This is a genomic window from Pseudomonas sp. EL_65y_Pfl1_R83, assembly GCF_963970695.1.
Classification (GTDB): Bacteria; Pseudomonadota; Gammaproteobacteria; order Pseudomonadales; family Pseudomonadaceae; genus Aquipseudomonas; species Aquipseudomonas tritici.
In genome coordinates this window covers 1-22,565 of sequence record NZ_CAXAQI010000029.1, presented here as the reverse complement: position 1 = coordinate 22,565, position 22,565 = coordinate 1, and the positions used below count along the sequence as shown (strand labels likewise).

The window sequence follows — 22,565 nt, the reverse complement described above, 5'->3', positions numbered from 1 at the left end:
ATCAACGGAGAAAGCGCCCGTGCAGCAGGCAGAGGTGTTCATCTGCATGCAGCAGGCGTTCGACGAGAGCAGATCGAGGTGAGTAAGGTATGTACTTACTGCACCTCACCCACGTTTGCTAACTATCGCCGCAGGACGCATCACCCGGAGGAAGCGAAGACATTGATCTATTCGTGGATTGCTCCCTCGCCACACGCCGCTAGCCTCACCGACTGACCTTCAGCCCCTTACGCCCCGCATGCCGCTCCAGCGCCAGTTCAATCAACCGGCTCACCAGCTCGTTGTAGGTCATCCCCGCCGCCTGCCACAGCTTGGGGTACATGCTGATACGGGTGAAGCCGGGCAGTGAGTTGATTTCGTTGATCAACACTTCGCCGGCATCGGTGAGGAACACGTCGACCCGCGCCAGGCCGGAACAGCCCAGCACTTCAAACGCCTCAATGGCCAGCCCGCGAATGCGCTCGCTGGCTTCGTGGCTGATATCGGCCGGCACCACCACTTGGGCAGCCTGGTCGTCGATGTATTTGCTGTCGTAGGAATAGAAACCGTTGCTCACCACGATTTCGCCACAACCACTGGCGATGGGGTGTTCGTTGCCCAGCACGGCGCATTCGATTTCACGGCCTTGGACGGCGGATTCAACCAGCACTTTTTCATCGAAGCCCAGGGCCAATTCGATGGCAGCCTGGTATTCGGCCTGGTCGCCGACCTTGCTCACGCCTACCGAGGAGCCTTGATTGGCGGGTTTGACGAACATCGGCAAGCCGAGCTTGCTCACCGCCGCCTCAAAGGACGTACGCGCCGCATTGCTCCGTGTGAGAGTGATGAACGGGGTGACGGCAATGCCGGCATCGCGCAGCAGACGCTTGCTGATATCCTTGTCCATGCACACCGCCGAACCCAGTACGTCCGAGCCGACGAAAGGCAGGTCAGCCATGCGCAGCAGGCCTTGCAGGCAACCGTCTTCGCCGAGGGTGCCGTGGACGATAGGAAAGATCACATCGACATGTTCCAGCAGGCCGGCGCCAGAGGTTTCCACCAGTTGCTGGCTGGCCTTGCCGGGCACTACAGCCAGTTCGCGGTTGGACCGGTTCAGGGCGATCAGGGCCGGGTCTTCCTGGTTGAGCAAGAAGTTCGACGTGTCGTTGAGGTGCCAGTGGCCGGCCTTGTCGATGCCGATCAGCACCGGCTCGAAACGTGAGCGATCCAGCGCATCGACGATGTTGCGCGCCGATTGCAACGAGACTTCGTGCTCGGCCGAACGGCCACCAAAAATAATACCTACCCGCACCTTGCTCATGACCCTGCCTCACTGTTGAAAGTAAAGTTTCTTACCACGGGCGGTCAGCGATTCGCTACCAGATGTGCGCCAAACAACAAGTAGCAGCCCCCGGCAAAGCGGTCGAGCCACTTACGCGAGCGGCTGTAAACGTTAGCCATACGCTCGCTGGAAAACACCAAGGCCACGCAGGAATACCAACTGAACGACAAGGTCGCCATGATGATCACCGCCAGTGTCAACAGCATCGGTGATGGCGAAGGCGGCATGGTGGAGGCGAAGATGGTCGCCACAAACAGCGCTGCCTTCGGGTTGGACAGATTACCCAGCAGCCCCAGGCGCCAGGCAGAGAAAAGAGAACGAAGCGCCTCATCCGGCAGCACGTTCTGGCTCATGGTCGGTGCCGAGCGCTTGAAGAGTTTCAAGCCAAGATAAATCAGGTAGCAGCCGCCGATGATCTTGAACGCCATGTACAGCATTGGCGCGGCGGTAAACAGCGACTTGATGCCAAGGCCTCCCGCTAACCCCCACATGATGGTGCCCGTCGCCACACCGGCTGACGCCACCACACCATGGCGGCGCGAACAACTGGCGGCCAATTGCGCCGTGTTGAAAAAGTTAGGCCCCGGCGTCACCACCGCGACAGTCCAGAGCAACGCCAGCGACAACAACGGAGCAGCGTACGGCAGGTGGGTGAGCAGCATCGAATGATCCTTCTTCGCGGTGTGAATAAGACCCTACGGGTCGGCAGCCGCCTCTGGCATATGTACAAGCAAATCACCGGGCTGGCAATCCAGATAGGCGCAGATAGCATCCAGCGTCCCCAACCTGATGCCTTTGACCTTGCCTTGTTTAAGCAACGACAGGTTTTGTTCGGTAATCCCGATGGCGTCTGCTTCCACGGCGACACACTCGCACAATCGTTCAAGACCCGGCAGACAACCTTCCGCAGACTGGGTTAACGTGTTTCCACCTCTTTTTTGTGACCACTCACCATGGGCAAACCCTCCGTCACCCTCGATTGGCTGCACCGCGCCCCGCACGCCAACGGCCTGGACCGTATCGAGGCGTACTTTGCCGGCTTTGCCTTTGACCCGCATCGCCACGACACCTACGCGATCGGGCGCACGTTGACTGGCGTGCAAAGCTTTCACTATCGCGGTGCCATGATCCACAGCCTGCCTGGCACAACCATGGTGCTTCACCCGGATGAGACCCATGACGGTCACGCCGGCAGTGACGAAGGTTTCAAGTACCGGATGATTTACGTCGAGCCATCGCTGATCCAGCAGATCCTCGGCGGCAAGCCGTTGCCGTTTATCCCCAGTGGTTTATCCACAGACCCAAGGCTGTTCCGCGCCAGCGAAGTGTTGCTGCAAAACCTGGATAACCCCCTCGACCCGTTGCTGGAGCAGGACGCCCTATTCGATTTGGCCCATGCGTTGAGCAACGTCTCGGGCCGTATCGTCAGCCGCAAGACCTTCGATTACGTCGCCGCCGAGCGCGCCCGGGAGTTTATCCACAGCGCTTTGGGCCGCACCATCACCCTGGATGAAATGGCCGACCACGCCGGCCGGGATCGCTGGGCGCTATCGCGGGATTTTCGCTTGCTGTTCGGCACCAGCCCCTACCGCTACCTGACCATGCGTCGGCTGGACCTGGTGCGCAGCCTGTTGGCCCAGGGCCGGGCGCTGGTGGACGCGGCGTTGACCGCGGGGTTCACCGACCAGAGCCACATGACCCGGCAATTTCGCAGCACCTACGGCATGCCACCGTCGCGTTGGGTGAAGATGCTCGGGCGCTGAAACCCCCAACCTGAAATGCGATCAATGTGGGAGCTGATGGCGTTTGCCGAAGCGCTGGCAAACGCGCGCTGGCAAGGCTTAGAGCTGGCGCCCATCAATCGGCTGACCGATAGTGAGGAAATGCCCGCCCGCCACATGGTGCAACGTGCGCAGTTCATCATGCCCTTCGAAGTGCCACCGGCCGCCGCTGAACACGCGGTCGTCAGCATAGGCCGCGACGACTTCACCCAGGAAAAGATCGTAAGTCTGCTGGTTGCGAGGCTCAGGCAGCAGGCGGCATTCCAGCCACGCCACGCAGCCTTCCAGCAGCGGCGCTTCGGTGTGTTCACCCTTGAACGCTTGCAAACCGTAAGCTGCAAACTTGTCAGTCTCGGAGCCGGTGGTGTTGCCGACCGTCTGCACGAGATCCGCCTGAGCCGCGCAAGGCACCTGAAGCACAAAGGTGCCGGCGCCTTCCAGCAGTTGGCGGGTCCATGTTGCCTTGTCCAACACCACGGCGACTTTCGGCGGTTCAAAATCCAGCGGCATCGCCCAAGCGGCGGCCATTATATTGCGCTGGCCGTCGTGTGCGGCGCTCACCAGCACGGTCGGGCCGTGGTTAAGCAAACGGTAGGCCTTGGACAGCGGAACGGGGCGACGGTGGGTAGGGCTCATGGAGGGTCGACTCTTCATGCAAGAAAACGCTTACGATACCTGAAGCCCTACGCTCAACTCGACAGTGGGTTGGCGAACTGCCCCACTGCGCGGACCACTTCCTGCGCGCCATCCTGGATTTCCACGATCTGATCATTCTATTGCCGGTGATCCTGATGCTGGGCAGCACCTTGACCAAGGTCGCCCTGCCGGCCGAAAGCACCGTCGGCCTGACCCTGAAATGCCTCGGTGAACCGCTGATCGCCGCCGTGATCTGCATGGGAAGGGCCGCTGGCATGCCGCGTGCCGATAAGGGCGGGGTTGGCGGCGACGCAAAGCTCGTTGGTGGCGCTGGCGATTGTGTCTGTCGTCGGCCTGGCGGGTACGCTGCTGTTCTGGCACTTATTGACCTGATATCTAGGCGGCCAAGGTGTGGCGCCTACCAAACAGCGCCACACTCACCACCCCCACCGCGCCCATCACCACGCAGTAAACCACGCAAATCCACGGGCGGGTCGGCATCAACGCAATCAGCAATAACGGCGTGGTACTCGCCCACAGCGCATAAGCAATGTTGTAGGTAAAGGAAATCCCCGACACTCGCACCGGCGCCGGGAACAACCCGACCATCACCGATGGCACCGCGCCCACCACGCCACAACTCAGGCCCGCCACGGCATAGGCCGCGCCCAGCCAGGTGCCGCCGCTGATCAGGCTTGCGTACAGAACCGCAACCCCCACTGGCAGCAACAGGCTGTAGACCAGCACAGCACGCCAGGCGCCGATGCGGTCTACGAGCAAGCCAGCCAATACGCAGCCGATGTTCAAGAAAACGATGCCTAAGGCACTCAAGGCGAAGGTGTGGCTGGGGCTCATGCCGAAGGTTTTTTGCATCATGGTTGGGGTGATAACCACGAGGACGACCACGGCTGAGGTCAGGAGGCAGGTGAGGATCATCGCCGGCAGCAACACGGCGCGGTGGTCGCGCAATACAGTGCGCAGCGGCATCTCGGCGGCGGCCTGGCGGCGAGCCTGCATTTCGAGGAACACTGGGGTTTCGCTGAGCCAGCGGCGCAGCCATACGCCGATCACACCGAATACCCCGCCGAGCAGGAACGGGAAGCGCCAGGCGTAATCGAGGATTTCAGCCGGGGTGAAAACTTGCGCCAGCAATGTGGCAGTGAGTGCGCCAAGCAGGTAGCCGAAGGTCAGGCCGGCCTGCAGGAAACCCAGGGCGTAGCCACGATGATGGGGCGGCGCGTGTTCGGCAACGAAGGTCCAGGCGCTAGGGACTTCTCCGCCCACCGCCGCGCCTTGCAGCACGCGCAGCGCCAGCAGGATCAAAGGTGCGAAATAGCCGATTTGCGCGTAGGTCGGCATGATCCCGATCAACAGGCAAGGCAAGGCCATCATCAGGATGCTCAGGCTGAACACGCGCTTGCGTCCCAGGTGATCGGCGAAATGGGCCATCAGGATGCCGCCCAACGGTCGCGCAAGGTAACCCGTGACGAAGATGCCAAAGCTTTGCAGCAGGCGCAGCCACTCGGGCATTTCCGGAGGGAAGAACAGTTGGCTCAAGGTCAACGCAAAAAACACGAAGATGATGAAGTCGTAGATTTCCAGGGCACCGCCCAGGGCGGCCAGGCCCAGGGTTTTGTAGTCGGAGCGGGAAAAACGCTGCGCCTGTGAAGAAAAGGTAGCAGTCATATGAAGGCTCGGCAGACAAACAAAATGGCGTGCAGGTTATGAGCTGAGTCCAATGATGGCAATCACGACAGATATATTTGTTTTCCTCATGGATCGATGAAGATAACTGCATTCCCATATCAATGACCGTAGCGGAACATGCCGGAAAACTGCCTCCCACCTAATAACTACAAGAGGAATGCCCCGTGGCCGATGCTATCGAAGAAAGCCGCTACGCCCGATTTGCCCTGCGCTGTTCCAACTTCGCCGAACGCTGGTTTCCAGACTCCTGGGTGTTTGCCGCCCTCGCCGTGATCATTGTCGCCGTAGCGACCCTGGGCATGGGCGCCGCGCCGACCGACGCGGCCAAAGCCTTTGGTGACGGGTTCTGGAGCCTCATCCCCTTTACGATGCAGATGGCCTTTGTAGTGATCGGAGGTTATGTAGTGGCCAGCTCGCCGCCTGCGGTAAAGCTGATCGACCGCCTGGCGCGTATCCCCAAGAACGGTCGCTCGGCCGTGGCCTGGGTGGCGTTGATCTCGATGGTCGCCTCGTTGTTGAACTGGGGCTTGTCCCTGGTGTTTGCTGGGTTGCTGGTGCGGGCGTTGGCGCGTCGTACCGATTTGCGCATGGATTATCGCGCGGCCGGTGCCGCGGCCTACTTGGGGCTCGGTGCCGTGTGGGCGTTGGGACTGTCGTCGTCGGCCGCGCAGTTGCAGGCCAACCCGGCGAGCCTACCGCCGTCGATTCTGTCGATTACCGGGGTGATCCCGTTTACGGATACCATCTTCCTGTGGCAATCCGGCGTGCTGTTGCTGGCGCTGATCGTGGTGTCGCTGATCATCGCCTACGCCACTGCGCCCGGTCCGAACAGCGCGCGCGATGCCAAGGCCTGCGGCGTCGACCCGGCGTTCAACCTGCCCAAGCTACAAGCACCGACCCGACCGGGCGAATGGCTGGAACACAGCCCATTGCTGACTATCCTGCTGGCGTTGCTGGCGGCCGGTTGGCTGTTCCATGAGTTCTCGACCAAGCCGGCGATCAGCGCCATCTCGGGGCTGAACACCTATAATTTCCTGTTCATCATGGTCGGCGCCCTGTTGCACTGGCGCCCGCGCAGCTTCCTCGATGCAGTGGCCCGTGCGGTGCCGACCACCACCGGTGTACTCATCCAGTTCCCGCTGTACGGCTCGATCGCGGCATTGATGACCGTGGTCAAGGGCGGCGACGGCCAGACGCTGGCACACCATATCTCGACCTTCTTCACCTCCATCGCCTCCCATGACACCTACGCGCTGCTGATGGGCGTGTACTCGGCGGTGCTGGGCTTCTTTATCCCGTCAGGCGGTGGCAAGTGGATCATCGAAGCGCCCTATGTGATGCAAGTAGCCAATGACCTGCAGTACCACTTGGGCTGGGCGGTGCAGATTTATAACGCCGCTGAAGCGTTGCCGAACCTGATCAACCCGTTCTACATGCTGCCGCTGCTGGGGGTATTGGGGTTGAAGGCGCGGGATTTGATCGGATTTTCGTTCGTACAGTTGCTGGTGCATACGCCACTGGTGTTGTTCCTGTTGTGGGCGTTGGGCACGACGTTGAAGTATTTGCCGCCGGTGATGCCTTAACGACAGCAGTCAGCTTGTCGATTGAAGCCTGTTTCTGATGAATCGCGTGGGGTTGTCTCACCCCACGCGATGGCAATACCTGACTCCTCCCGCCAACCTCTTTGATTAACCTGACTCGGATCCCCACTCACAAAACACCAAGGAAAATCCGATGACGCCCCTATCAAAATCGCTGGAAGCGTTGATCACTGATACTTATAAGGACGACAACGTTTCGGTCACGGAGTACCGCGCTTTGCGAGACGATGCCGACCGGCGCATGGCGACCGTTATCAAGGAGTTTGGCCTGCACAACAACGTCACAGCCTTCCAGAAGTCGATCGACGTGGCGATGCAGCTGTTGCAGACCACGGTTATCGATTCGAAAAAGGCCGCGCTGACCGACACGGGCGAGGCCATCGTCAAAGATGCGCTGACGGCACAGATGGAGTACTTGCGTGCCGGCAGCCAGTTGGCACTGCGCCTGTTGTGAGCCTCTGACTCAATAACTGTCTTCTTTCCGTCATATTGCATTGCTACCGTCCTGGCGAAACATCTTGCAACAACTCGCCAGGAATTCCCCGCTATGAGTGACGATCACGAAGACCGCTCTTCCCCCGATTCCGTAGCCCAACCGCCAGTAGACACCAGCCGCCGGCGCTTCCTGGGGGGGGCGGCGGTGTTGGGGGTTGGCGCCACCTTGAGTGCCTGCGGCAACACCAGCGAAGCGCCAGGCAAACCGGTGACGCGGCCGCTCACGCCGCAGGCGCTCGACAAAGCGCTGCGTGATCAGGTGAAAACCGTGGTGGTCATCTACGCAGAGAATCGCAGCTTCAACAATCTATTTGCCGACTTCCCCGGGGTGGAGAAACCGCTGTCGGCACTTTCTGCCGCCGACACACAACAACGCGACCGCGACGCCAGCGTACTGAGCACTCTGCCCCCGGTATGGGGCGGCGTATTGCAAGTCGGCCCGCAGACTGTGGACGGGGTGACGTACCCCAGCGAAGTGCAATTCCAGGAAAACCTGCCTAACGCGCCATTTGCCCTCAAGGGCCCCAACGCTGAAGACTTGCCCTTGAGCCTGGTCACCCGCGACTTGTGGCATGTGTTCTATCAAAACCAGATGCAGATCAACGGCGGCAAGAACGATAACTTCGTCGCCTGGGCGGACTCCGGCGGGCTGGTGATGGGCCATTACGCCCAGAGCCGTTATTCGCTGCGCCTGTGGGACGTGGCTAAGGAGTTTGTGCTCTGCGATAACTTCTTCCAGGGGGCTTTCGGTGGCTCGTTCCTCAACCACCAGTACCTGATCAGCGCCACCGCGCCGTTTTACCCGAATGCTGCTCAATCGGTAGCCAAGGCGCAGATCGCCACGCTGCAGAGTGAAGATCCCACCGACCCGCGCCTCAAGCCGCTGGACAAGTCCCCGGCCAGCGCCATGACTGGCCCCCCGCAGTTCGGCCCCAGCGCCCTGACCCCGGATGGCTACGGCGTGAACACCCTGGCCCCGCCCTACTGGCCAACCTGGATTCGCGACCCGGAAAATCCGGATTACTCCAAGCCCGACCTGCCCAACGTGCTGGTGCCGCAAACCCACGAACACATCGGCGACAAGCTGTCGAAAAAGAACGTCGACTGGGCGTGGTACGCCGGCGCGTGGCAAGCGACGTTGGACCAGTTCAGGGATTCGGGCGGGATTCCGAAAATTCCGAACTTCCAGTATCACCACCAGCCGTTCAACTACTTCAAAAAACAAGGCCCCGAGAACCGCGCCGAACGTGATAAACGCCTGCGCGACGGTGGCTTGGGTGATGAGTCGAGCACCAACAAGTTCTTCGCCGACGCCCAAGCCGGCAAGCTGCCCGCCGTGACCTTCTACAAGCCTCAGGGCAACCTGAACATGCACGCGGGCTATGCCGACGTGGCCTCGGGCGACCGCCACATCGTCCGCGCCTTGAAAGTCCTGCAAGACAGCCCGCAGTGGAAAAATATGGTGGTGGTGGTGACCGTCGACGAAAACGGCGGCTGGTGGGACCACGTGGCTCCGCCCAAAGGCGACCGCTGGGGCCCTGGCACGCGGGTTCCGGCGCTCGTGGTGTCACCGTTCGCGCGCAAAGGCACGGTGGACCATACGGTGTACGACACGGCATCGATCCTGCGGTTGATCACCCGAGTGTTCCAGCTGGAGACCCTGGACGGCCTGAAGCAACGTGATGACGCGATGATCGCCCGCGGCCAACAGCCGATGGGCGACTTGAGTAACGCGTTGCAACTCAACCTGTAGGTTTTCGTATCCAATAACGACACACCGGGTGATTTAGCACGCGGTTTTCCTGGTCAGCCGCTACTGTGTGGAGGTGGGCTTTCATCCCGCGCAGACGGGCTTTCGCTGACAAGGAAACAACCATGTTTAAACCGACCAGGCTGTCCTTCATCCTGGCCGCACTGATGGCGAGTGCGGTCGTACAGGCCGACATCGAGGTGCCGCTGGGGAGTACGCAGCGTGTAACCCAACTGTTCGCCTACCCGAATAACTGCAATGTGATCTGTTTTCGGCCATGGACGCTGGAGCAGACCGCCGAGCATTATCTGAGCCAGAGCCTGCAACGGGATGGGTACAGCCGCGCGAAAGTCAGCGTCAAGACCCATGACGGGCAGGTAGCAGCGACGTTCAGTGGCGTCCCTGACAGTTATGGCCTCCCCCTGACCACCCTGCTCAATACCGCCGACCTGGCCTATCAAGGCGCCAGCAAACTCAACAGTGACGGCAAGTGGGCCTACAACTGGTACCTGTTCCTGCCGCTGGGCATGGCCCTGGAAAATCGCAAAAGCATCGAGCTGCTGCACTTCCCGCCGGATTACTCGCTGACTCAAGCCCAGGACTATCTGGAATCGGCCACCACTGACCGTTGGGCCGCCCTGCTCGTCGACAATGGCATCCCGGCCACCGAAACACCGGCTTACCAGACCATCATCGACATCGCGCCCATCGCCGCGCCTTCCAACGCCGGCAAGGACCTGGAAGCCGTCTACAGCTACTTCACCGATTACCAGGTGCGCATGGTCCAGGAACTGAGCCTGCCCGCCAAAGGGGCATTGCCGATGGTGGCGTTTGGCGCGCCCGTGCGCAGCTGGATCAAGCAGCAATACGGGCAGACCGTGGGTGTTCTGGGCCTGGCGCAGATCAGCCCAAGGGCGGGCCAGACCGTGTCGGTGCTGGGCGCCAACCATCCGAGTTACATCTGGTATGCCGCAAGCCCTGACACCTACGAGGGCAACGAACAGAAAGCCGACGAGGCCGGCTTGAAGGTGATGGGCCAGGACTTGAGCGCCGCCTGCTGGCAGGCCGGAATGGGGCAGAAACCTGCGAGTGACCCGAATGTGATGCTTAAGGCGTGCATGAACACCTGGCAGGTCACGCGTAAGGAGCAGACGTGTGAGTTGTTTTACAGCTCGGTGCGCAACCTGCCATCGGAGCAGGCAAACGCAAAATGCGCCACGCCCGCCATCAAGGCACAGTTGAAGCAGCTGAAGAACGCTGCCCCACCCCCCGCTACTGCCGCCACGGCGCTATAAGCTGCACAAAAAACAACCGATTTCTACTGTCAACAATGCCAGTAGAAATCGGCGCCCTGTTCAGCGAGTCTTGAACCGTGTCCATCCGCTGCAAGACTGGTCGTCAGACACCACCTGTAGGTCGATGCAGCCTACCCGAGGAGAGTGATGAAAACTCTGACCATGGATAAGGCTAAAACCGTCGAGAGCGAATGCCTTTACCCCTTCAAGTCACACCTTGAGAAGGGCTACCCCTCTACCGCGCAGTTCGAAGTGGTGCACGCGGCTAATGGCCTGAGCGCAGGGATCAAGGCGCTTGTCGACTTCAATAGCCGCGTGTGCATCGCCAAGATCTCCGGCTACGCCGTGGGCGAGCAACGCCCCTGTACCGTGCAATTGTCGCCGCGCGTCCACCTGTACGACTGCTGGTTCAGCGGGCTGTTTTCACCCTCCAGCGACCCGAACGTATGTATCGACAAGCACTACCTGGAGGTCTGGTCCTTGCGTGAGATCCGTGCCGGTGAGCTGCTGACCATCGATCACGCCGAGACTAGACTTCACCCAACGGACGCAGACGATATTGCGGCGGCAGTTGCTCAAAGCCACTGATGGTCGTGTTCAAACTCTTCCAGCGACCATCCTTGATGCCGTAGATGCAACCATGGATCGACAGGCTCTGCCCACGGTGCCAAGCGTTTTGCACAATGCTGGTGTGACCGACGTTGGCCACTTGCTGGATCACATTCAGCTCGCACATACGGTCCACACGTTCTTCTTCGGTCGGCAACTCGGCCAGCACCTCACGGTTTTCGTAGTAGAGGTCGCGAATGGTGCGCAGCCAGCCGTCGATCAGGCCGAACTGCCGGTCCTGCATCGAAGCGCGCACGCCGCCACAGCCGTAGTGGCCAGTGACGAGGATGTGTTTGACCTTGAGCACGTCAACGGCGTACTGGATCACCGAGAGGCAATTGAGGTCGGTGTGCAGCACCACATTGGCCACGTTGCGGTGCACAAACAGATCACCGGGTAGCATGCCGACGATCTCGTTGGCCGGTACGCGTGCATCGGAGCAGCCGATCCACAGGTATTCCGGAGTTTGCTGGCGGGCGAGCTTGGCGAAGAATTCGGGATCTTCCTGTTTGATCGCGTCCGCCCAGCGTTCATTGTTATCAAGCAGGTCTTGTAGTTCGTTCATCAGGGAAAGCCTCAGGAATGATGCGCAGTTTTGTGACTGACAACCTCGCGTGCGGGTCACGCCTAGCGCAAATTAGCTTGAATCTTTGGGGCGCACAGCCTGTCCACACACTATAAGCCCCATAGTATGAGGATTGGCCATGACTGAATCACGACGTCCCTACGGCGCTACGCAGCCCGAACCGATTGATGATAACGAAGATCGCATGGGTTCGATGCGCGAGCTGGATTTTGACGAGCCCGATCAAACGGCTGAGATTGGCGATAAAATCCCGTCTCGCGAGCGCGAGCACCTGATGCCTGACGAACGGGTACGTGAAGCCGGGATGACCGGAGCCTCCACCGACGATCATGAGTCAACCGATGATGACATGAGCCCGCAAACACTGATCCGCGAGGATGGTGCGCGGGATGCTCGGGAGGAAGGTGAGGATAATCCGGCGGATTACGACTTGAGTATCGTGGCCGAGGATGAGATTGGCGGCGGGAATGGGTTGGATGAGGCCGAACTGGCCGACCTTGATCCGGTTGACGGCAATCGCTGAAAAAAACGCGGTTCAACATGTGGGAGCGGGCTTGCTCGCGAATGCGCAGTGTCAGTCGAACGATATCTTGACTGATACACCGCTTTCGCGAGCAAGCCCGCTCCACATTTGGATGTGTGGTTAATCCACCAAGGTGCAGGCCATGACAACCGCGTCTTCGCGTCCGCCGATGGCAGGGTAGTAATCCCGACGCCGACCGATCTCGTTGAAACCATAGCGCTCATACAAGCGAAATGCGCCGGTATTACTATCCCGCACTTCCAGGAAGCACTCCCGCGCATTAGCGGCATAGGCGCGGGACATCAAGTGCTCCAACAGCGCCAAACCCAGGCCACGGCCCTGGTTTTCCGGCTTGACGGTGATATTCAGCAAATGCGCCTCATCAAGGATGATCTGCACCACACCGTGCCCCACTTGCTGCTCACCTTCAAACATCAGCCAGATCTGATACTTGCCCAGCCCATCAAGAAAAATCCCGCGGGTCCAGGGGTGGCTGAACGCTGCGTATTCGATTTTCAGCACGGCGTCGAGGTCGGCCTCGGTCATCGGGCGGAAGGATAAAGCCTCACTCATCGGTTGTTTTCCAGCGCGCCATCAGCCGGCGCATGGCTTGCCAGACATCAGCCTTACGCTGTGGCTCTTCCATTAATAGTTCCAGGCCCGGCAGGGCCCACACCGAACCCAGGCCTTCGACCTGCAGTTCGCGGTACCAGGCTTCGGCGTTGGCTTCACCGGCAAACCGCACGGCGGGCAGGCCGATCAGCCAAAGGCACACACAGGGTTCGTCTTCCAGGCGTGCCGACACAAAGCCTTGCACAAAATCCCGCGCCGCTTCCGGCCCCTGGTCCATGGTGCCGCGCACGAGCAACGGCCAGCGCACCGGGTCGCCGACGATCTGCGGGCTGTCGGGCAGGCCGGCGGCGCGCAGCATGTCCTTGAGCAGCATGTAAGCCGGGTCGCGGGTCTGGAAGCGCTCGCCGGTCGGCAACTCGACCAGCAGCAGGCAACGCCCGGCGCGCAGCAATTGCAGGGCGAAGCGCGGTGGCGGCACCACCGCTGCCTTGGCCACCGGCGAGGCCTCTTCGGCGACCACGGCTTTGACTGCCGGCGATGGGCGCGGCACTTCGATCTTCGCCCGCTCGACCACGGGGCGCATCTCGGGCACAGGCTTGACCACCGCAACCGGCGCGGCCGCCTCCTCGCCCGAAGACTCGAACGCCTCATAGGGCTCAAGCGCCTGCAACAGCTCGGGCCGCGACGGGGCGGCAAACGGCAGTTCGGTGCGGGGCAGCCAATTGACCACCTGCATGGCGGTCAAGTAAGCGCGACGTCGGGACTCGATAAGCACAGCTCGGCCACTTGTGGATAACTAAAGAGCGGGGATTCTACCGCTGTTCGGTAACAATCGCCCACTGCACACTGACCGGCTGTGGATAAATCCCGCGTCCGATGCAGTACAATCGCGACTTTTAATCGCCAACCAGCCGGCCATTCCCATGATCGAACCCAAGCGCGTCCTGCGCGCCCTCGCCGAACACTGGGCCTTACTTGAGCCACTGTGCGAACACTTCGACCAAGGCACCTTGAGCCTGAGCGAACTGCGCGCGCAACTGGCCGCCCAACAACTGGACAGTACGCCCCAGGACATCACCAGCCTGCTGGACGTGTGGATTCGCCTGGATATCCTGGTGCCTGTCGCCAAGAGCCCGAACCGCTTCGAGCTCAACGCGCAGATCCACGACTTCCTGGCGTATCTTCGCAAGGAGCACCGGCTTGGCCTGTGCCTGGAAATTGAAGCCTACCTGCGCCACCTCGAGCGCCTGGCCGGGTATATCCAGGACGCCTTCGACATCCGTGATGGCCACGACCTCGCCCGCCAACTGCGCCTGCTGGATATGCGCGTGCGCGACGTGCTGAAAAAACTCGCCAACGACGAACAGGCCCTTGCTGCCGTGGCCGACCGCGCCAAGACCAGCGACCGGCAGATCCCGTTGCGCCAGCGTTACGCCGAAGTATTGGCGACCTGGGACGAATACGTCGAACCGATGATCCAACTGGTGAATGCCGACGGCGCCTTTGAACAAGGCGTGCGCAAGGTCGAGAATGTGCTGCTGCGCATGCTCACCGAGCAACAGCGCCTCGGCCACCTGGTAGACGACGACATGCTGCTGCGCACCCACGCGCGCATCCTCGAAATGCAGACCAGCGCCCAACTGACCTTGCGCCATGCCCGCGAACTGCTGCTGCCACTGCGAGAAGAAGCACGCCGGCACAATGCCGTGACCCGTGGCGCGGCGCTGGCCCTGTCGGCGATCCGCCGCAAAGGCCTGGACGCGGTACCGCAAGCAGCGATGCCGATGTTCACCCGGCCGCAAAGCACCTTCCTCGGCAGTGCCAGCCAAGTGGAAGCTTATGTGTATGCCCTGGCGAATTTCGAGCCGAAACCGGCGCGGTTTCCCAAGGCGCACAAATCCCACAAGGGCGAAGCCCAGCGCGCACCGCGTACGGTCAAGGAAATGCTCGAACGCTGCGAAGATGCGCTGCCGATGCCAGACTTGATGAACTGGCTGCTGGAGCAGGAACCGGACGGCGCGACCGACGAGTTGCTGTACTGGTTCTCGCGCCTCTCGCGTGAAAAACGTTTCAAGCGCGAGCGCCTGGAACGCCGCGATTACCACACACACGAGCACCAGGTCAGCCTGCGCTCATTCGCCCTGCTCCCGGCCGGCACCGACGCCGCCGAGCATCCTGCGAGTACCGCTTATGTAAGGACTTCGCATGCAACTTGATCTATCCGAACTGTCCCAGTTGGCGCCGATCTTTCGCGAGCTGTTCAAGGGTTACCACGTCAGCCGTCGCGACCCGGAGCTGTACGCACAACTGTCGAACTTCCAGGACCAGTACCGCACGCTGTTCAAGGCCCTGGGCTTTGAACTGGTGTGCGATACGCGGGGCTTCTACTACTTCGTGCCGGACACCGCCGTGGCTGCCGCGCAGGTAAACAAGACCGCGCAGCGCCTGGCGTTGTTCACCTTCATCATCGTCGAGCACCTGGCCGATCAGGGCCGCGACCCGATTGCCGTACTGGATGGCGGCAGCCTGGGCCGCGATGAGCTGCCGTCGTTGCTGGAGAAGTACCGCGACCTGTTTATCCAGGCCGAAGTGCAGACCCAGGAAGAGCTCGAAGAAAAAATCATGCGCCGCATGACCCAGCTGGGTTTTGCCAGCGAAGACAACGGCATTTACCGCTTCCTGCCGCCGATGCACCGTTTCCTGGATGTGTGCCTGTCGGTGCAGCAGGACCGCGACCTCGCTGCCAGCGTGCACAGCGTGTTGCCACTGCCGGCACCGGTGATCATCGACGAAGACAGCGATGAAAAACTGCTGAAGACCGATGACCCGCTGGACCTGAGTGACTTTTGCGACGAAAGCGAAGAAGACGCCCTGGCCCGCGCCATTGCCGAAGAACAGGAGACCGACGCATGAGCAAGGAACGCTACGGCATCCGCCGCTTCGCCCTATTGAACACCGCCGGTTACAGCCTGGGTGTGTTCCCGCTGGAAGAACCGCTGTCGGTTTACGGCGCAAACAACCTGGGTAAATCCGCGTCGATCAACGCCTTGCAGTTCCCGATCCTGGCACGCATGTCGGACATGAGTTTCGGCAAGTACACCCTGGAACAATCGCGGCGCTTCTACTTCGCTACCGACACCAGCTACATCCTCGTGGAAGTCTCCCTGCCCCACGGCCCGCATGTAATCGGCGTGGTCGGGCGCGGCCCGGGCGGTGGTTTCGGGCACCAGTTCTTTGCCTATGCCGGCAAGCTGGACCTGGCCCACTACCAGAAGAATGACACCTGCCTGCGTCAGAAAGAGCTGTTCACCAACCTTGAACGCGAAGGCCTCAAAGCCTATGAGCTGAAGCCGGATGAGCTGCGTCGTTTGTTGGTGGGTGGCCATACGTCGATCCCGCTGGACCTGACGCTGATTCCGCTGCGCTCTACCAGCGAACAGAGCCTCAAGACATTCCGCGCGCTGTTTATCAACCTGCTGCACATGCGCGAAATCACCGCAGCCAAGCTCAAGCAATTGTTCCTGGATGCCTTCGAACACAGCCTGCGTTCCGGCAGTGTAGATTACATCGCTGCGTGCGAAGAAGCCTTCCGTGACGTGCGACGCATGGAACAGGACTACAACGCGCTGGTTGCTGCCGGGCCATTGGTTGAAGCACTCGCCAATGGCGTACGGTTGCGTGACGTATTGCGCGGCAAGTTGCATCGCCTGTCGCCATTGCTGGATTCGTTGCTGGGCACTTGGTCCGACTACGCCAGTGCACGCAAGGAAGAGCTGACGATCCAGGCCGAGCATTACCGTAACGAGCAGGATGCCCTGCAGAACGACCAGCGCGGTGGCACCCAGGAGTTGATGCGACTGGAGCGTGAGATCAGCGGTATTCAGCGTTGGCTGGGAGAGCTGTCGGTGCTCAAGCATCGCTTTGCGTTGGTCGATGACGTCAAGGTGCTGGAGCAGCAACTGCTGGCGGCCAAGGATGCTCACGATGAGTTGGCGGGTGCCTTGGCGCAATCCCGACAGTTCAGCGCCGAGGACCTGGACGAGCGTCTGCGCGACTTGGAGAAACGCTTGAAGTCGGTCAAGCAGCAGTTGGATCACGCGGACAACAACAGCTACGCCAAGCTGCGCGAAGAATTCTCACAGCCAGATGTCGAGCGTCTGATGCGTCTGTTCAACAGTTCGTTGTTCAGCCTGCCGTTGGGCGCACATGGCATTACGCTGGACGAGGAAGGCCTGTGGGTTAAATCCCTGGAGCAGATCCTCGATGGTTTCAAAGGCGAGCGTTTTGAAGTGCCAGGGCTGTCCATCGACATCTCTCACATTGAACCGCCGGCATTGCAGGCCTTGGCGGATCGCGCGGCGTTGCGCGACCAGAAAGAGCGTCTGGAAAAAGAACTCAAGCAGCTGAAAACCCAGCAGGCTGTGGCGTCTGACCGCGCGGCGAGCAAAACCCAGACTGAAGCGCTGTACCAGCAGGTACTTGATGCGCAGAAAGCGCTGGAAGACTTCCGTCGCGCGCAGACCCTGAGCGCAGAAGAAGGCGAGAAACTGGAAAACCTCGCGCAGATGGAAGCGGCGCAGGATGAGTTGAAGCGTTCCAGTGATGCGTTTACCGAGCGCGTCCAGCAGTTGTCGGCCAAGCTGCAATTGGTCGGCCGTCAGATCGGCGACATGGAAGCCAAGCAGCGCACGCTGGATGACGCCTTGCGCCGTCGTCAGTTGCTGCCGGCAGACTTGCCGTTCGGCACGCCCTTCATGGACCCAGTCGACGATTCAATGGACAACCTGCTGCCGCTGCTCAATGACTATCAGGACAGCTGGCAAGGTTTGTTGCGCGCCGATGGCCAGATCGAAGCGCTGTATGCGCAGGTGCGCCTCAAGGGCGTGGCCAAGTTCGACAGCGAGGACGACGTTGAGCGTCGCCTGCAACTGCTGATCAACGCTTATGCACACCGTACCGATGAAGCCCTGACCCTGGGCAAGGCGCGCCGTGCAGCCGTCACCGATATCGCCCGGACCCTGCGCAATATCCGCAGCGACTACGACAGCCTTGAGCACCAGTTGGCGTTGTTCAACCGCGAGATCAACAAGCGCCAGGTGTCCAACCTGCAAAGCTTCCGCATCGTGCTGGCGCCGAACAAGGAAGCGCTCAAGCATATCGACCAGATCATCCACAGTGCCGGTCAGTATGAAGAAGGCGAGACGCTGTCGGTGTTCGACTTGAGCCAGAGCGCCGAGCAGGACAACAAGAACGAAGAAGCCAAGGAGTACCTCGCGCGCCTAGTGGCTGCCAACCATAACCAGTTGGGCCTCAAGGATTTGTTCGAGCTGGCGTTCGAGATCACCAAGGTAAACGGTCAGCCGGTGATTCATACCGATATCGATGGTGCGGCGTCCAACGGCACCACCATGACCATCAAGGCACTGACCAACATGTACCTGTTGCTGCACTTGATGGACCGCGACCAGGCAGGGCGTGTGCGCTTGCCGTACTACCTCGACGAGGCAGCGGACATCGATGAAAAGAACCAGGCCGCATTGCTGGAGACGAGCTTGCAGCTGGGCTTCGTGCCTATTTTGGCCAGTGTGAAGCCGCAGGTATCCGCCCAGGTGGCGATCGACCTGGAAGGCGGTAGCGGGCCGAACGGGATCTATATCGATGAGGCGGATTGGAAGTACATCCGTCGTCACGATGTGGTGAAGGCGACGTTGAACGTGCAGGCGGATGAGCCGGAGTTGGACGAGGTCTGACTTGAATAGCTGAAACGCAAAAGGCCGCGATCTTATGGATCGCGGCCTTTTTTATGGCTGGTTTTTTTTGTGTCGAATGGAAGGGCCTCGGTTACTTGCCGAGTGGAATTTTGGGCGCCCAGGTCAGCCACTCATCTTCAAACTTGTCGAACAGCGCGAAGGTTTGCTGTGGCCGCGCCGCGTTGCCCATGCGTTCGCCGTCTGGCGTGGCAAAGGCGATACCGCCAGCGATCAAGGTCTCCAGCGACTCAGTACGTACGGTGGCACCTTTGAACAGACCGAAGTCGAAGCCGAAGCCGCTGGTGTTCCAGAAACGACTGCCGCTGCGCACGAGGGCGGCGTACTTGGGCTCAATCAGGATATGGATGAGGACACGGTCGGCGGTCTGGCCCAGCTCATAGCCGGTGACTTTGCCCACGGTGACTTCGCGATAGGTGACCGGCACGCCTTCCTTCAGTGAACCACGGCGGGCGGCGCTGAGTGTCAGGCTCAGGCCCACTTCCTTATGAGCAGCCTCAGGCGGCTGCTCCAGGGCGACGAAGCTCTTTTGTGGCCCGCCATTTCTGGCTGCCGGTTGCACTTCGATGTATTGCCCAGTGACCAGGGTTTCCAGGTTAGAGGTTTTCATCAGGCCCAACTCAGGCTTGACCACCCAGAACTGACTGCCAACCCGTGCGATGCGGTCCGCTACCTGAGTGATACGCGCGCTGAGCAACACCGACTGCATGTCGGCGCTGAGGTCAATGCTTTCAATCTTGCCCACATCCAGGCCCTTGAAACGCACCGGTGTGCCAGGCCGCATGCCGTCGGCGCGGTCAACTCTGATGGTCACCAATGTGCCGTGCTGGTTGGCGGCCTCGCGGTCGGCGAACAGGCGGAAACGCGGGATGCGCTTTTTCAACGGCACGTTCGGCTGCGGCGTGTCGAAAGCGATACCGCCGGCCATCAAGCTGGCCAAGGATTCACTTTTCACCTGAATGCCTCCCGTAAGGCCACCCGTGAGGGTGACACCGCTGGCATTCCAGAATCGCGTCGAACCGTTAACCAGGTTTTCGTATTCCTTCTCGATATGAACGCCGATCACGAGTTGTTTTTTCTTGCGCGAAAATTGATAGCTCTGAACCGAACCGACCTTGACCTGCTTGTAAAGGATCGGACTGCCGACATCCAGCGAGCCCAGGGTATCGGTGAGCAGCACCATGTGCAGGCCGGGGGAACGAAGGTCCAGCGGCGGTGCCTTGGCACGGGCCTCATATTCACGCTGCGGCGGGGTGCCTTTGTCACCGGGCCGGATGGCGATGTAGTTACCTTTGACCAACGCCTCAAGCCCGGTGATACCGGCGAGAGAAATGGAAGGTTTGACCACCCAGAACTGGGTGTCCTGGACCAGGTAGTCTTCCGCCAGGGGGTCGAGTGTCAGCTCAGCATTGGCGCTGGACAGATCAGGGTTTATCTTCAAGGTCTTCAGACTGCCAACCTGGATGCCTTTGTACATCACAGGCGTGCGGCCGGCCTGCAGGCCTTCAAAGTCAGAGAGCTTGACCTTGACCTTGATACCGGCTGCGGCGGCGTCGAAATCTTCATACAAGCGGAACGGCAGGCTCGGGTCGGTTGGCGGACTGTCCTTGCGATTTTCTGGCGTAGCGAAGGCGATACCGCCAGCGACAATGCTCGAGAGGGATTCGCTGCGCACCTTCACGCCGGAGAGATTTGCGTCAATGCTGATGCCGCTGGCGTTCCAGAAACGCGTGTGTTTGCGCACCAGGTTGGCGTAGGTCGGCTCGATGTAGACCTTGATCTCAACGGTGCTCTGGTCCTCGGAGAGCAGGTAGCTTTTAACCTGGCCGACCTGGATCTGCTTGTAGAACACAGGGCTGCCACGGTCCAGTGAACCGAGGCGATCGGCCTTGATGGTCAGGTGCAGGCCGGGCTTGGCGTCAGACAAGGGCGGCTCTTCGGAGAGTGCCTTGAATTTGCGTGTGGGCTCACCGTCGCCAGGGCTGGCAGCAATGTAGTTACCCGAGACCAGGGTTTCGAGGCCGGTGATACCCGCCAAAGTAACGCTTGGCTTGACCAGCCAGAAACGGGTGTTGGTCTTGAGGTATTGCTCGACGTCCTTGTTCATCTCGATGGTGGCAATCACCCCGCGATTGCTGCCTTCGTCGTCAAGGGCCAGGGTTTTGACCTTGCCCACGGGCATGCCTTTGTAGACCACTTCTGTCTTATTGGCCTGGATCCCTTCACCGCTCTCAAAGCGCACCTGAATTTCGAGGCCTTGCTGGGAATAGGCACGCCATCCCAACCAGCCACCGATGATCAGGGCAATCAAAGGCAACACCCAGATAGCCGACCAATTTGAGGCCGGGCGGGTTTTAGCTTTAGGCAAATCACTCATTGTCGTCGTCCGACTCCGTGTTATCCCAAATCAGTCGGGGATCAAAGGTTACTGCGGCGAACATCGTCAAGATCACCACACTGGCGAACGCCGCAGCGCCGAGATTGGCCTCGACACTGGCAAGTCGCCCAAAGTTTACGACCGCCACCAGAATGGCGATCACGAAGATATCCAGCATGGACCAGCGGCCAATGAACTCGATAAAGCGGTACATAACAATGCGTTGTTGGGCAGACAGCGGCTGGTGGCGCTGCACTGAGAACAGTAGCAGCCCAATGCCCACCAACTTGAATGTGGGCACCAGAATACTGGCGATGAACACGACCGCCGCGATGGGGTACATGCCGTGTTGCATCAACTGAATCACGCCCGCCATGATAGTGCTGGGCTCGCCTTGCCCTAACGAGTTGACGGTCATGATGGGCAGCAGGTTGGCGGGGATATACAGTATCGCCGCCGTGATCAGCAACGCCCAGGTGCGTGTCAGGCTGTTCGGGCGTCGAGCATGAATTAGCGCACCGCAGCGGGTACAGAGCTGCTCGTCGGAGTCAGCGCTTTGTTTATTCAGTTCGTGGCATTCGGTACAAATCAGAATGCCCGCATCAATCGCCCGCATGATCGTCCTCTCCTGACAACGCTTGCCAGATCTGGTGGGGCGACATCACCACCTCAAGCAGCACCTGAACCATTAATAGGCTGACAAAGCAGACCAGACCAAGGCCGAGCGTGATGGAGGCCATGTCGGCGAGTTTTACAATCGCCACCAGCACGCCCATCAAGTAGACCTCCAACATTCCCCAATCTTTCATGTGATGGTAGATGCGGTACAACAGCAGCCCATAACTGCGGCCGATATTCCAGCGGACGCTGAGCAACACAGCCAGTTGGCAGAGCAATTTGAGCAACGGAATGGCCATGCTGCAAAGAAAAACAACGGCGGCGACGCCCTGCATACCGGTATCGAACAGACCGAGAACACCACTCCATACGGTGTCTTCCGAGGACTGCCCGAGTAGATTGAGCTGCATGATGGGCAAAAAGTTCGCAGGGATATACAGCAGCAGCGCGGCCAGTACCAGGGCGAGACTTCGCTCAACGACGTTGTGGCGATGAGCATAAAGCTCATAACCGCACCGTGGGCATTGGGCTTTTTCACCGACGGCCAGCACTGGCTTGCGCATCAGCAAGTCGCACTCATGGCATGCCACCAAGTCGTCCAGTGGTAAATCCGATACCTCAAGGGCATCAACCGGCTCGGGCATAAGTAGGGCTCGGACTCTAAAAAAGGTTAGGTGCCTATTCTAGTGGTCTGGTTCAGAAATAACTGTGCATATTTGTCTGGGGGCTCAGGGTGGGCCGGGCGACAGAGACGGGGCTGTTTGCAAGCCAGCGCATTGTCATGAGAGCCCCAAGCGAGCACCCTGTGTTCTTTAGAACCGCCCAAAACAAAACCCCTGTTTGCGTTAGCAAACAGGGGTTTCGGAATTTAATCTTGACGATGACCTACTCTCACATGGGGAAACCCCACACTACCATCGGCGAT

At 60.0% G+C, this 22,565-nt stretch carries 20 protein-coding genes and 3 pseudogenes; 12 read left to right on the top strand and 11 right to left on the bottom strand.

Annotated features, from left to right (window positions below; genetic code table 11):
* Positions 1-42 precede the first annotated feature (42 nt).
* A pseudogene (locus AACY08_RS27065) lies at positions 43-216 on the top strand (laccase domain-containing protein); the annotation flags it as partial.
* Here AACY08_RS27065 and ddlA read toward each other — a convergent pair.
* The 3 genes and pseudogenes from ddlA to AACY08_RS27050 form a co-directional block, all read right to left on the bottom strand.
* Positions 206-1,300 (bottom strand): D-alanine--D-alanine ligase, encoded by a 1,095-nt coding sequence (gene ddlA / locus AACY08_RS27060; protein WP_339439064.1) that lies wholly within the window; start codon positions 1,298-1,300, stop codon positions 206-208. The pseudogene AACY08_RS27065 and the gene ddlA sit on opposite strands and share 11 nt — an antisense overlap.
* A 44-nt stretch (positions 1,301-1,344) precedes the next feature.
* Complete coding sequence (locus AACY08_RS27055) at positions 1,345-1,983, bottom strand: LysE family transporter (protein WP_339439063.1); 639 nt, start codon at positions 1,981-1,983, stop codon at positions 1,345-1,347.
* A 33-nt stretch (positions 1,984-2,016) separates the two neighbouring features.
* Positions 2,017-2,175: pseudogene (locus AACY08_RS27050) on the bottom strand (helix-turn-helix domain-containing protein); the annotation flags it as partial.
* A gap of 99 nt (positions 2,176-2,274) precedes the next feature.
* Between AACY08_RS27050 and AACY08_RS27045 the strand changes: the two are divergent.
* Positions 2,275-3,084 (top strand): AraC family transcriptional regulator, encoded by an 810-nt coding sequence (locus tag AACY08_RS27045; protein WP_339472191.1) that lies wholly within the window; start codon positions 2,275-2,277, stop codon positions 3,082-3,084.
* 78 nt (positions 3,085-3,162) lie between these two features.
* On the opposite strand, the gene AACY08_RS27040 is transcribed toward AACY08_RS27045, so the two are convergent.
* Complete coding sequence (locus AACY08_RS27040) at positions 3,163-3,738, bottom strand: flavin reductase family protein (protein WP_339472190.1); 576 nt, start codon at positions 3,736-3,738, stop codon at positions 3,163-3,165.
* A 128-nt stretch (positions 3,739-3,866) separates the two neighbouring features.
* Between AACY08_RS27040 and AACY08_RS27035 the strand changes: the two are divergent.
* Positions 3,867-4,037 (top strand): annotated as a pseudogene (locus tag AACY08_RS27035) (gluconate transporter); the annotation flags it as partial.
* 97 nt (positions 4,038-4,134) lie between these two features.
* On the opposite strand, the gene AACY08_RS27030 reads toward AACY08_RS27035, so the two are convergent.
* Positions 4,135-5,424 carry an MFS transporter gene (locus AACY08_RS27030; RefSeq protein WP_339472189.1) on the bottom strand — a complete coding sequence of 430 codons (1,290 nt, stop codon included), beginning with the start codon at positions 5,422-5,424 and terminating at the stop codon, positions 4,135-4,137.
* Between the two features lie 185 nt (positions 5,425-5,609).
* Here AACY08_RS27030 and AACY08_RS27025 point away from each other — a divergent pair, with 185 nt between their 5' ends.
* From AACY08_RS27025 to AACY08_RS27005, 5 genes are all read left to right on the top strand, one after another.
* Positions 5,610-7,028, top strand: a complete 1,419-nt coding sequence (locus AACY08_RS27025; RefSeq protein WP_339472187.1) for a short-chain fatty acid transporter — start codon at positions 5,610-5,612, stop codon at positions 7,026-7,028.
* A gap of 151 nt (positions 7,029-7,179) precedes the next feature.
* Positions 7,180-7,500, top strand: a complete 321-nt coding sequence (locus tag AACY08_RS27020) for a hypothetical protein (protein WP_339472186.1) — start codon at positions 7,180-7,182, stop codon at positions 7,498-7,500.
* Positions 7,501-7,593: 93 nt separating this feature from the next.
* Positions 7,594-9,294 (top strand): acid phosphatase, encoded by a 1,701-nt coding sequence (gene acpA, locus AACY08_RS27015; protein WP_339427204.1) that lies wholly within the window; start codon positions 7,594-7,596, stop codon positions 9,292-9,294.
* 122 nt (positions 9,295-9,416) lie between these two features.
* The gene (locus tag AACY08_RS27010) at positions 9,417-10,586 is read left to right on the top strand and encodes a hypothetical protein (RefSeq protein WP_339472185.1); all 1,170 of its coding nucleotides are present in this window, start codon (positions 9,417-9,419) and stop codon (positions 10,584-10,586) included.
* A 147-nt stretch (positions 10,587-10,733) separates the two neighbouring features.
* Entirely contained in the window at positions 10,734-11,174 is a 441-nt protein-coding gene (locus tag AACY08_RS27005) for an SET domain-containing protein-lysine N-methyltransferase (RefSeq protein ID WP_339472183.1), read from the top strand.
* Here AACY08_RS27005 and can read toward each other — a convergent pair.
* Positions 11,116-11,760 carry a carbonate dehydratase gene (can, locus tag AACY08_RS27000; RefSeq protein WP_065879680.1) on the bottom strand — a complete coding sequence of 215 codons (645 nt, stop codon included), beginning with the start codon at positions 11,758-11,760 and terminating at the stop codon, positions 11,116-11,118. The genes AACY08_RS27005 and can overlap by 59 nt on opposite strands.
* 139 nt (positions 11,761-11,899) lie before the next feature.
* Between can and AACY08_RS26995 the strand changes: the two genes are divergently transcribed.
* Positions 11,900-12,304, top strand: coding sequence for a serine kinase/phosphatase (locus tag AACY08_RS26995; protein WP_339472181.1), 405 nt, complete (start codon positions 11,900-11,902; stop codon positions 12,302-12,304).
* Between the two features lie 120 nt (positions 12,305-12,424).
* On the opposite strand, the gene rimI is transcribed toward AACY08_RS26995, so the two are convergent.
* Together rimI and AACY08_RS26985 are read right to left on the bottom strand one after the other, a co-directional pair.
* Positions 12,425-12,877, bottom strand: coding sequence for a ribosomal protein S18-alanine N-acetyltransferase (rimI, locus tag AACY08_RS26990; RefSeq protein ID WP_314568899.1), 453 nt, complete (start codon positions 12,875-12,877; stop codon positions 12,425-12,427).
* Positions 12,870-13,613: an energy transducer TonB gene (locus AACY08_RS26985; protein WP_339472196.1), complete on the bottom strand. Its 744-nt coding sequence runs from the start codon at positions 13,611-13,613 to the stop codon at positions 12,870-12,872. Before AACY08_RS26985 ends, rimI begins: the two co-directional genes overlap by 8 nt.
* Positions 13,614-13,800: 187 nt before the next feature.
* Between AACY08_RS26985 and mksB the strand changes: the two genes are divergently transcribed.
* Genes mksB through mksF form a run of 3 tightly spaced genes read left to right on the top strand, consistent with a single transcriptional unit; the run spans position 13,801 to position 18,627 of the window.
* Entirely contained in the window at positions 13,801-15,093 is a 1,293-nt protein-coding gene (mksB, locus tag AACY08_RS26980; RefSeq protein WP_339472180.1) for an Mks condensin complex protein MksB, read from the top strand.
* Complete coding sequence (mksE, locus tag AACY08_RS26975) at positions 15,083-15,790, top strand: Mks condensin complex protein MksE (protein ID WP_339419693.1); 708 nt, start codon at positions 15,083-15,085, stop codon at positions 15,788-15,790. Before mksB ends, mksE begins: the two co-directional genes overlap by 11 nt.
* Positions 15,787-18,627: an Mks condensin complex protein MksF gene (mksF, locus tag AACY08_RS26970; RefSeq protein WP_339472178.1), complete on the top strand. Its 2,841-nt coding sequence runs from the start codon at positions 15,787-15,789 to the stop codon at positions 18,625-18,627. The genes mksE and mksF overlap by 4 nt, the downstream gene beginning before the upstream one ends.
* A 91-nt stretch (positions 18,628-18,718) precedes the next feature.
* On the opposite strand, the gene AACY08_RS26965 is transcribed toward mksF, so the two are convergent.
* The 3 genes from AACY08_RS26965 to AACY08_RS26955 are packed head-to-tail and all read right to left on the bottom strand — an operon-like array spanning position 18,719 to position 22,284.
* The gene (locus tag AACY08_RS26965) at positions 18,719-21,022 is read right to left on the bottom strand and encodes a PqiB family protein (RefSeq protein ID WP_339472177.1); all 2,304 of its coding nucleotides are present in this window, start codon (positions 21,020-21,022) and stop codon (positions 18,719-18,721) included.
* Positions 21,015-21,638 (bottom strand): paraquat-inducible protein A, encoded by a 624-nt coding sequence (locus AACY08_RS26960; protein ID WP_339472175.1) that lies wholly within the window; start codon positions 21,636-21,638, stop codon positions 21,015-21,017. The genes AACY08_RS26965 and AACY08_RS26960 overlap by 8 nt, the downstream gene beginning before the upstream one ends.
* Entirely contained in the window at positions 21,625-22,284 is a 660-nt protein-coding gene (locus AACY08_RS26955) for a paraquat-inducible protein A (RefSeq protein WP_339472174.1), read from the bottom strand. The genes AACY08_RS26960 and AACY08_RS26955 overlap by 14 nt, the downstream gene beginning before the upstream one ends.
* Positions 22,285-22,565: the final 281 nt, after the last annotated feature.

What these genes read in the sequence shown, in the direction of transcription:
- ddlA (WP_339439064.1), bottom strand. Translation starts at nt 1,300, where the DNA reads ATGAGCAAGGTGCGGGTAGGTATTATTTTTGGTGGCCGTTCGGCCGAG.
- AACY08_RS27055 (WP_339439063.1), bottom strand. Translation starts at nt 1,983, where the DNA reads ATGCTGCTCACCCACCTGCCGTACGCTGCTCCGTTGTTGTCGCTGGCG.
- AACY08_RS27045 (WP_339472191.1), top strand. Translation starts at nt 2,275, where the DNA reads ATGGGCAAACCCTCCGTCACCCTCGATTGGCTGCACCGCGCCCCGCAC.
- AACY08_RS27040 (WP_339472190.1), bottom strand. Translation starts at nt 3,738, where the DNA reads ATGAGCCCTACCCACCGTCGCCCCGTTCCGCTGTCCAAGGCCTACCGT.
- AACY08_RS27030 (WP_339472189.1), bottom strand. Translation starts at nt 5,424, where the DNA reads ATGACTGCTACCTTTTCTTCACAGGCGCAGCGTTTTTCCCGCTCCGAC.
- AACY08_RS27020 (WP_339472186.1), top strand. Translation starts at nt 7,180, where the DNA reads ATGACGCCCCTATCAAAATCGCTGGAAGCGTTGATCACTGATACTTAT.
- acpA (WP_339427204.1), top strand. Translation starts at nt 7,594, where the DNA reads ATGAGTGACGATCACGAAGACCGCTCTTCCCCCGATTCCGTAGCCCAA.
- AACY08_RS27010 (WP_339472185.1), top strand. Translation starts at nt 9,417, where the DNA reads ATGTTTAAACCGACCAGGCTGTCCTTCATCCTGGCCGCACTGATGGCG.
- AACY08_RS27005 (WP_339472183.1), top strand. Translation starts at nt 10,734, where the DNA reads ATGAAAACTCTGACCATGGATAAGGCTAAAACCGTCGAGAGCGAATGC.
- can (WP_065879680.1), bottom strand. Translation starts at nt 11,760, where the DNA reads ATGAACGAACTACAAGACCTGCTTGATAACAATGAACGCTGGGCGGAC.
- AACY08_RS26995 (WP_339472181.1), top strand. Translation starts at nt 11,900, where the DNA reads ATGACTGAATCACGACGTCCCTACGGCGCTACGCAGCCCGAACCGATT.
- rimI (WP_314568899.1), bottom strand. Translation starts at nt 12,877, where the DNA reads ATGAGTGAGGCTTTATCCTTCCGCCCGATGACCGAGGCCGACCTCGAC.
- AACY08_RS26985 (WP_339472196.1), bottom strand. Translation starts at nt 13,613, where the DNA reads ATGCAGGTGGTCAATTGGCTGCCCCGCACCGAACTGCCGTTTGCCGCC.
- mksB (WP_339472180.1), top strand. Translation starts at nt 13,801, where the DNA reads ATGATCGAACCCAAGCGCGTCCTGCGCGCCCTCGCCGAACACTGGGCC.
- mksE (WP_339419693.1), top strand. Translation starts at nt 15,083, where the DNA reads ATGCAACTTGATCTATCCGAACTGTCCCAGTTGGCGCCGATCTTTCGC.
- mksF (WP_339472178.1), top strand. Translation starts at nt 15,787, where the DNA reads ATGAGCAAGGAACGCTACGGCATCCGCCGCTTCGCCCTATTGAACACC.
- AACY08_RS26965 (WP_339472177.1), bottom strand. Translation starts at nt 21,022, where the DNA reads ATGAGTGATTTGCCTAAAGCTAAAACCCGCCCGGCCTCAAATTGGTCG.
- AACY08_RS26960 (WP_339472175.1), bottom strand. Translation starts at nt 21,638, where the DNA reads ATGCGGGCGATTGATGCGGGCATTCTGATTTGTACCGAATGCCACGAA.
- AACY08_RS26955 (WP_339472174.1), bottom strand. Translation starts at nt 22,284, where the DNA reads ATGCCCGAGCCGGTTGATGCCCTTGAGGTATCGGATTTACCACTGGAC.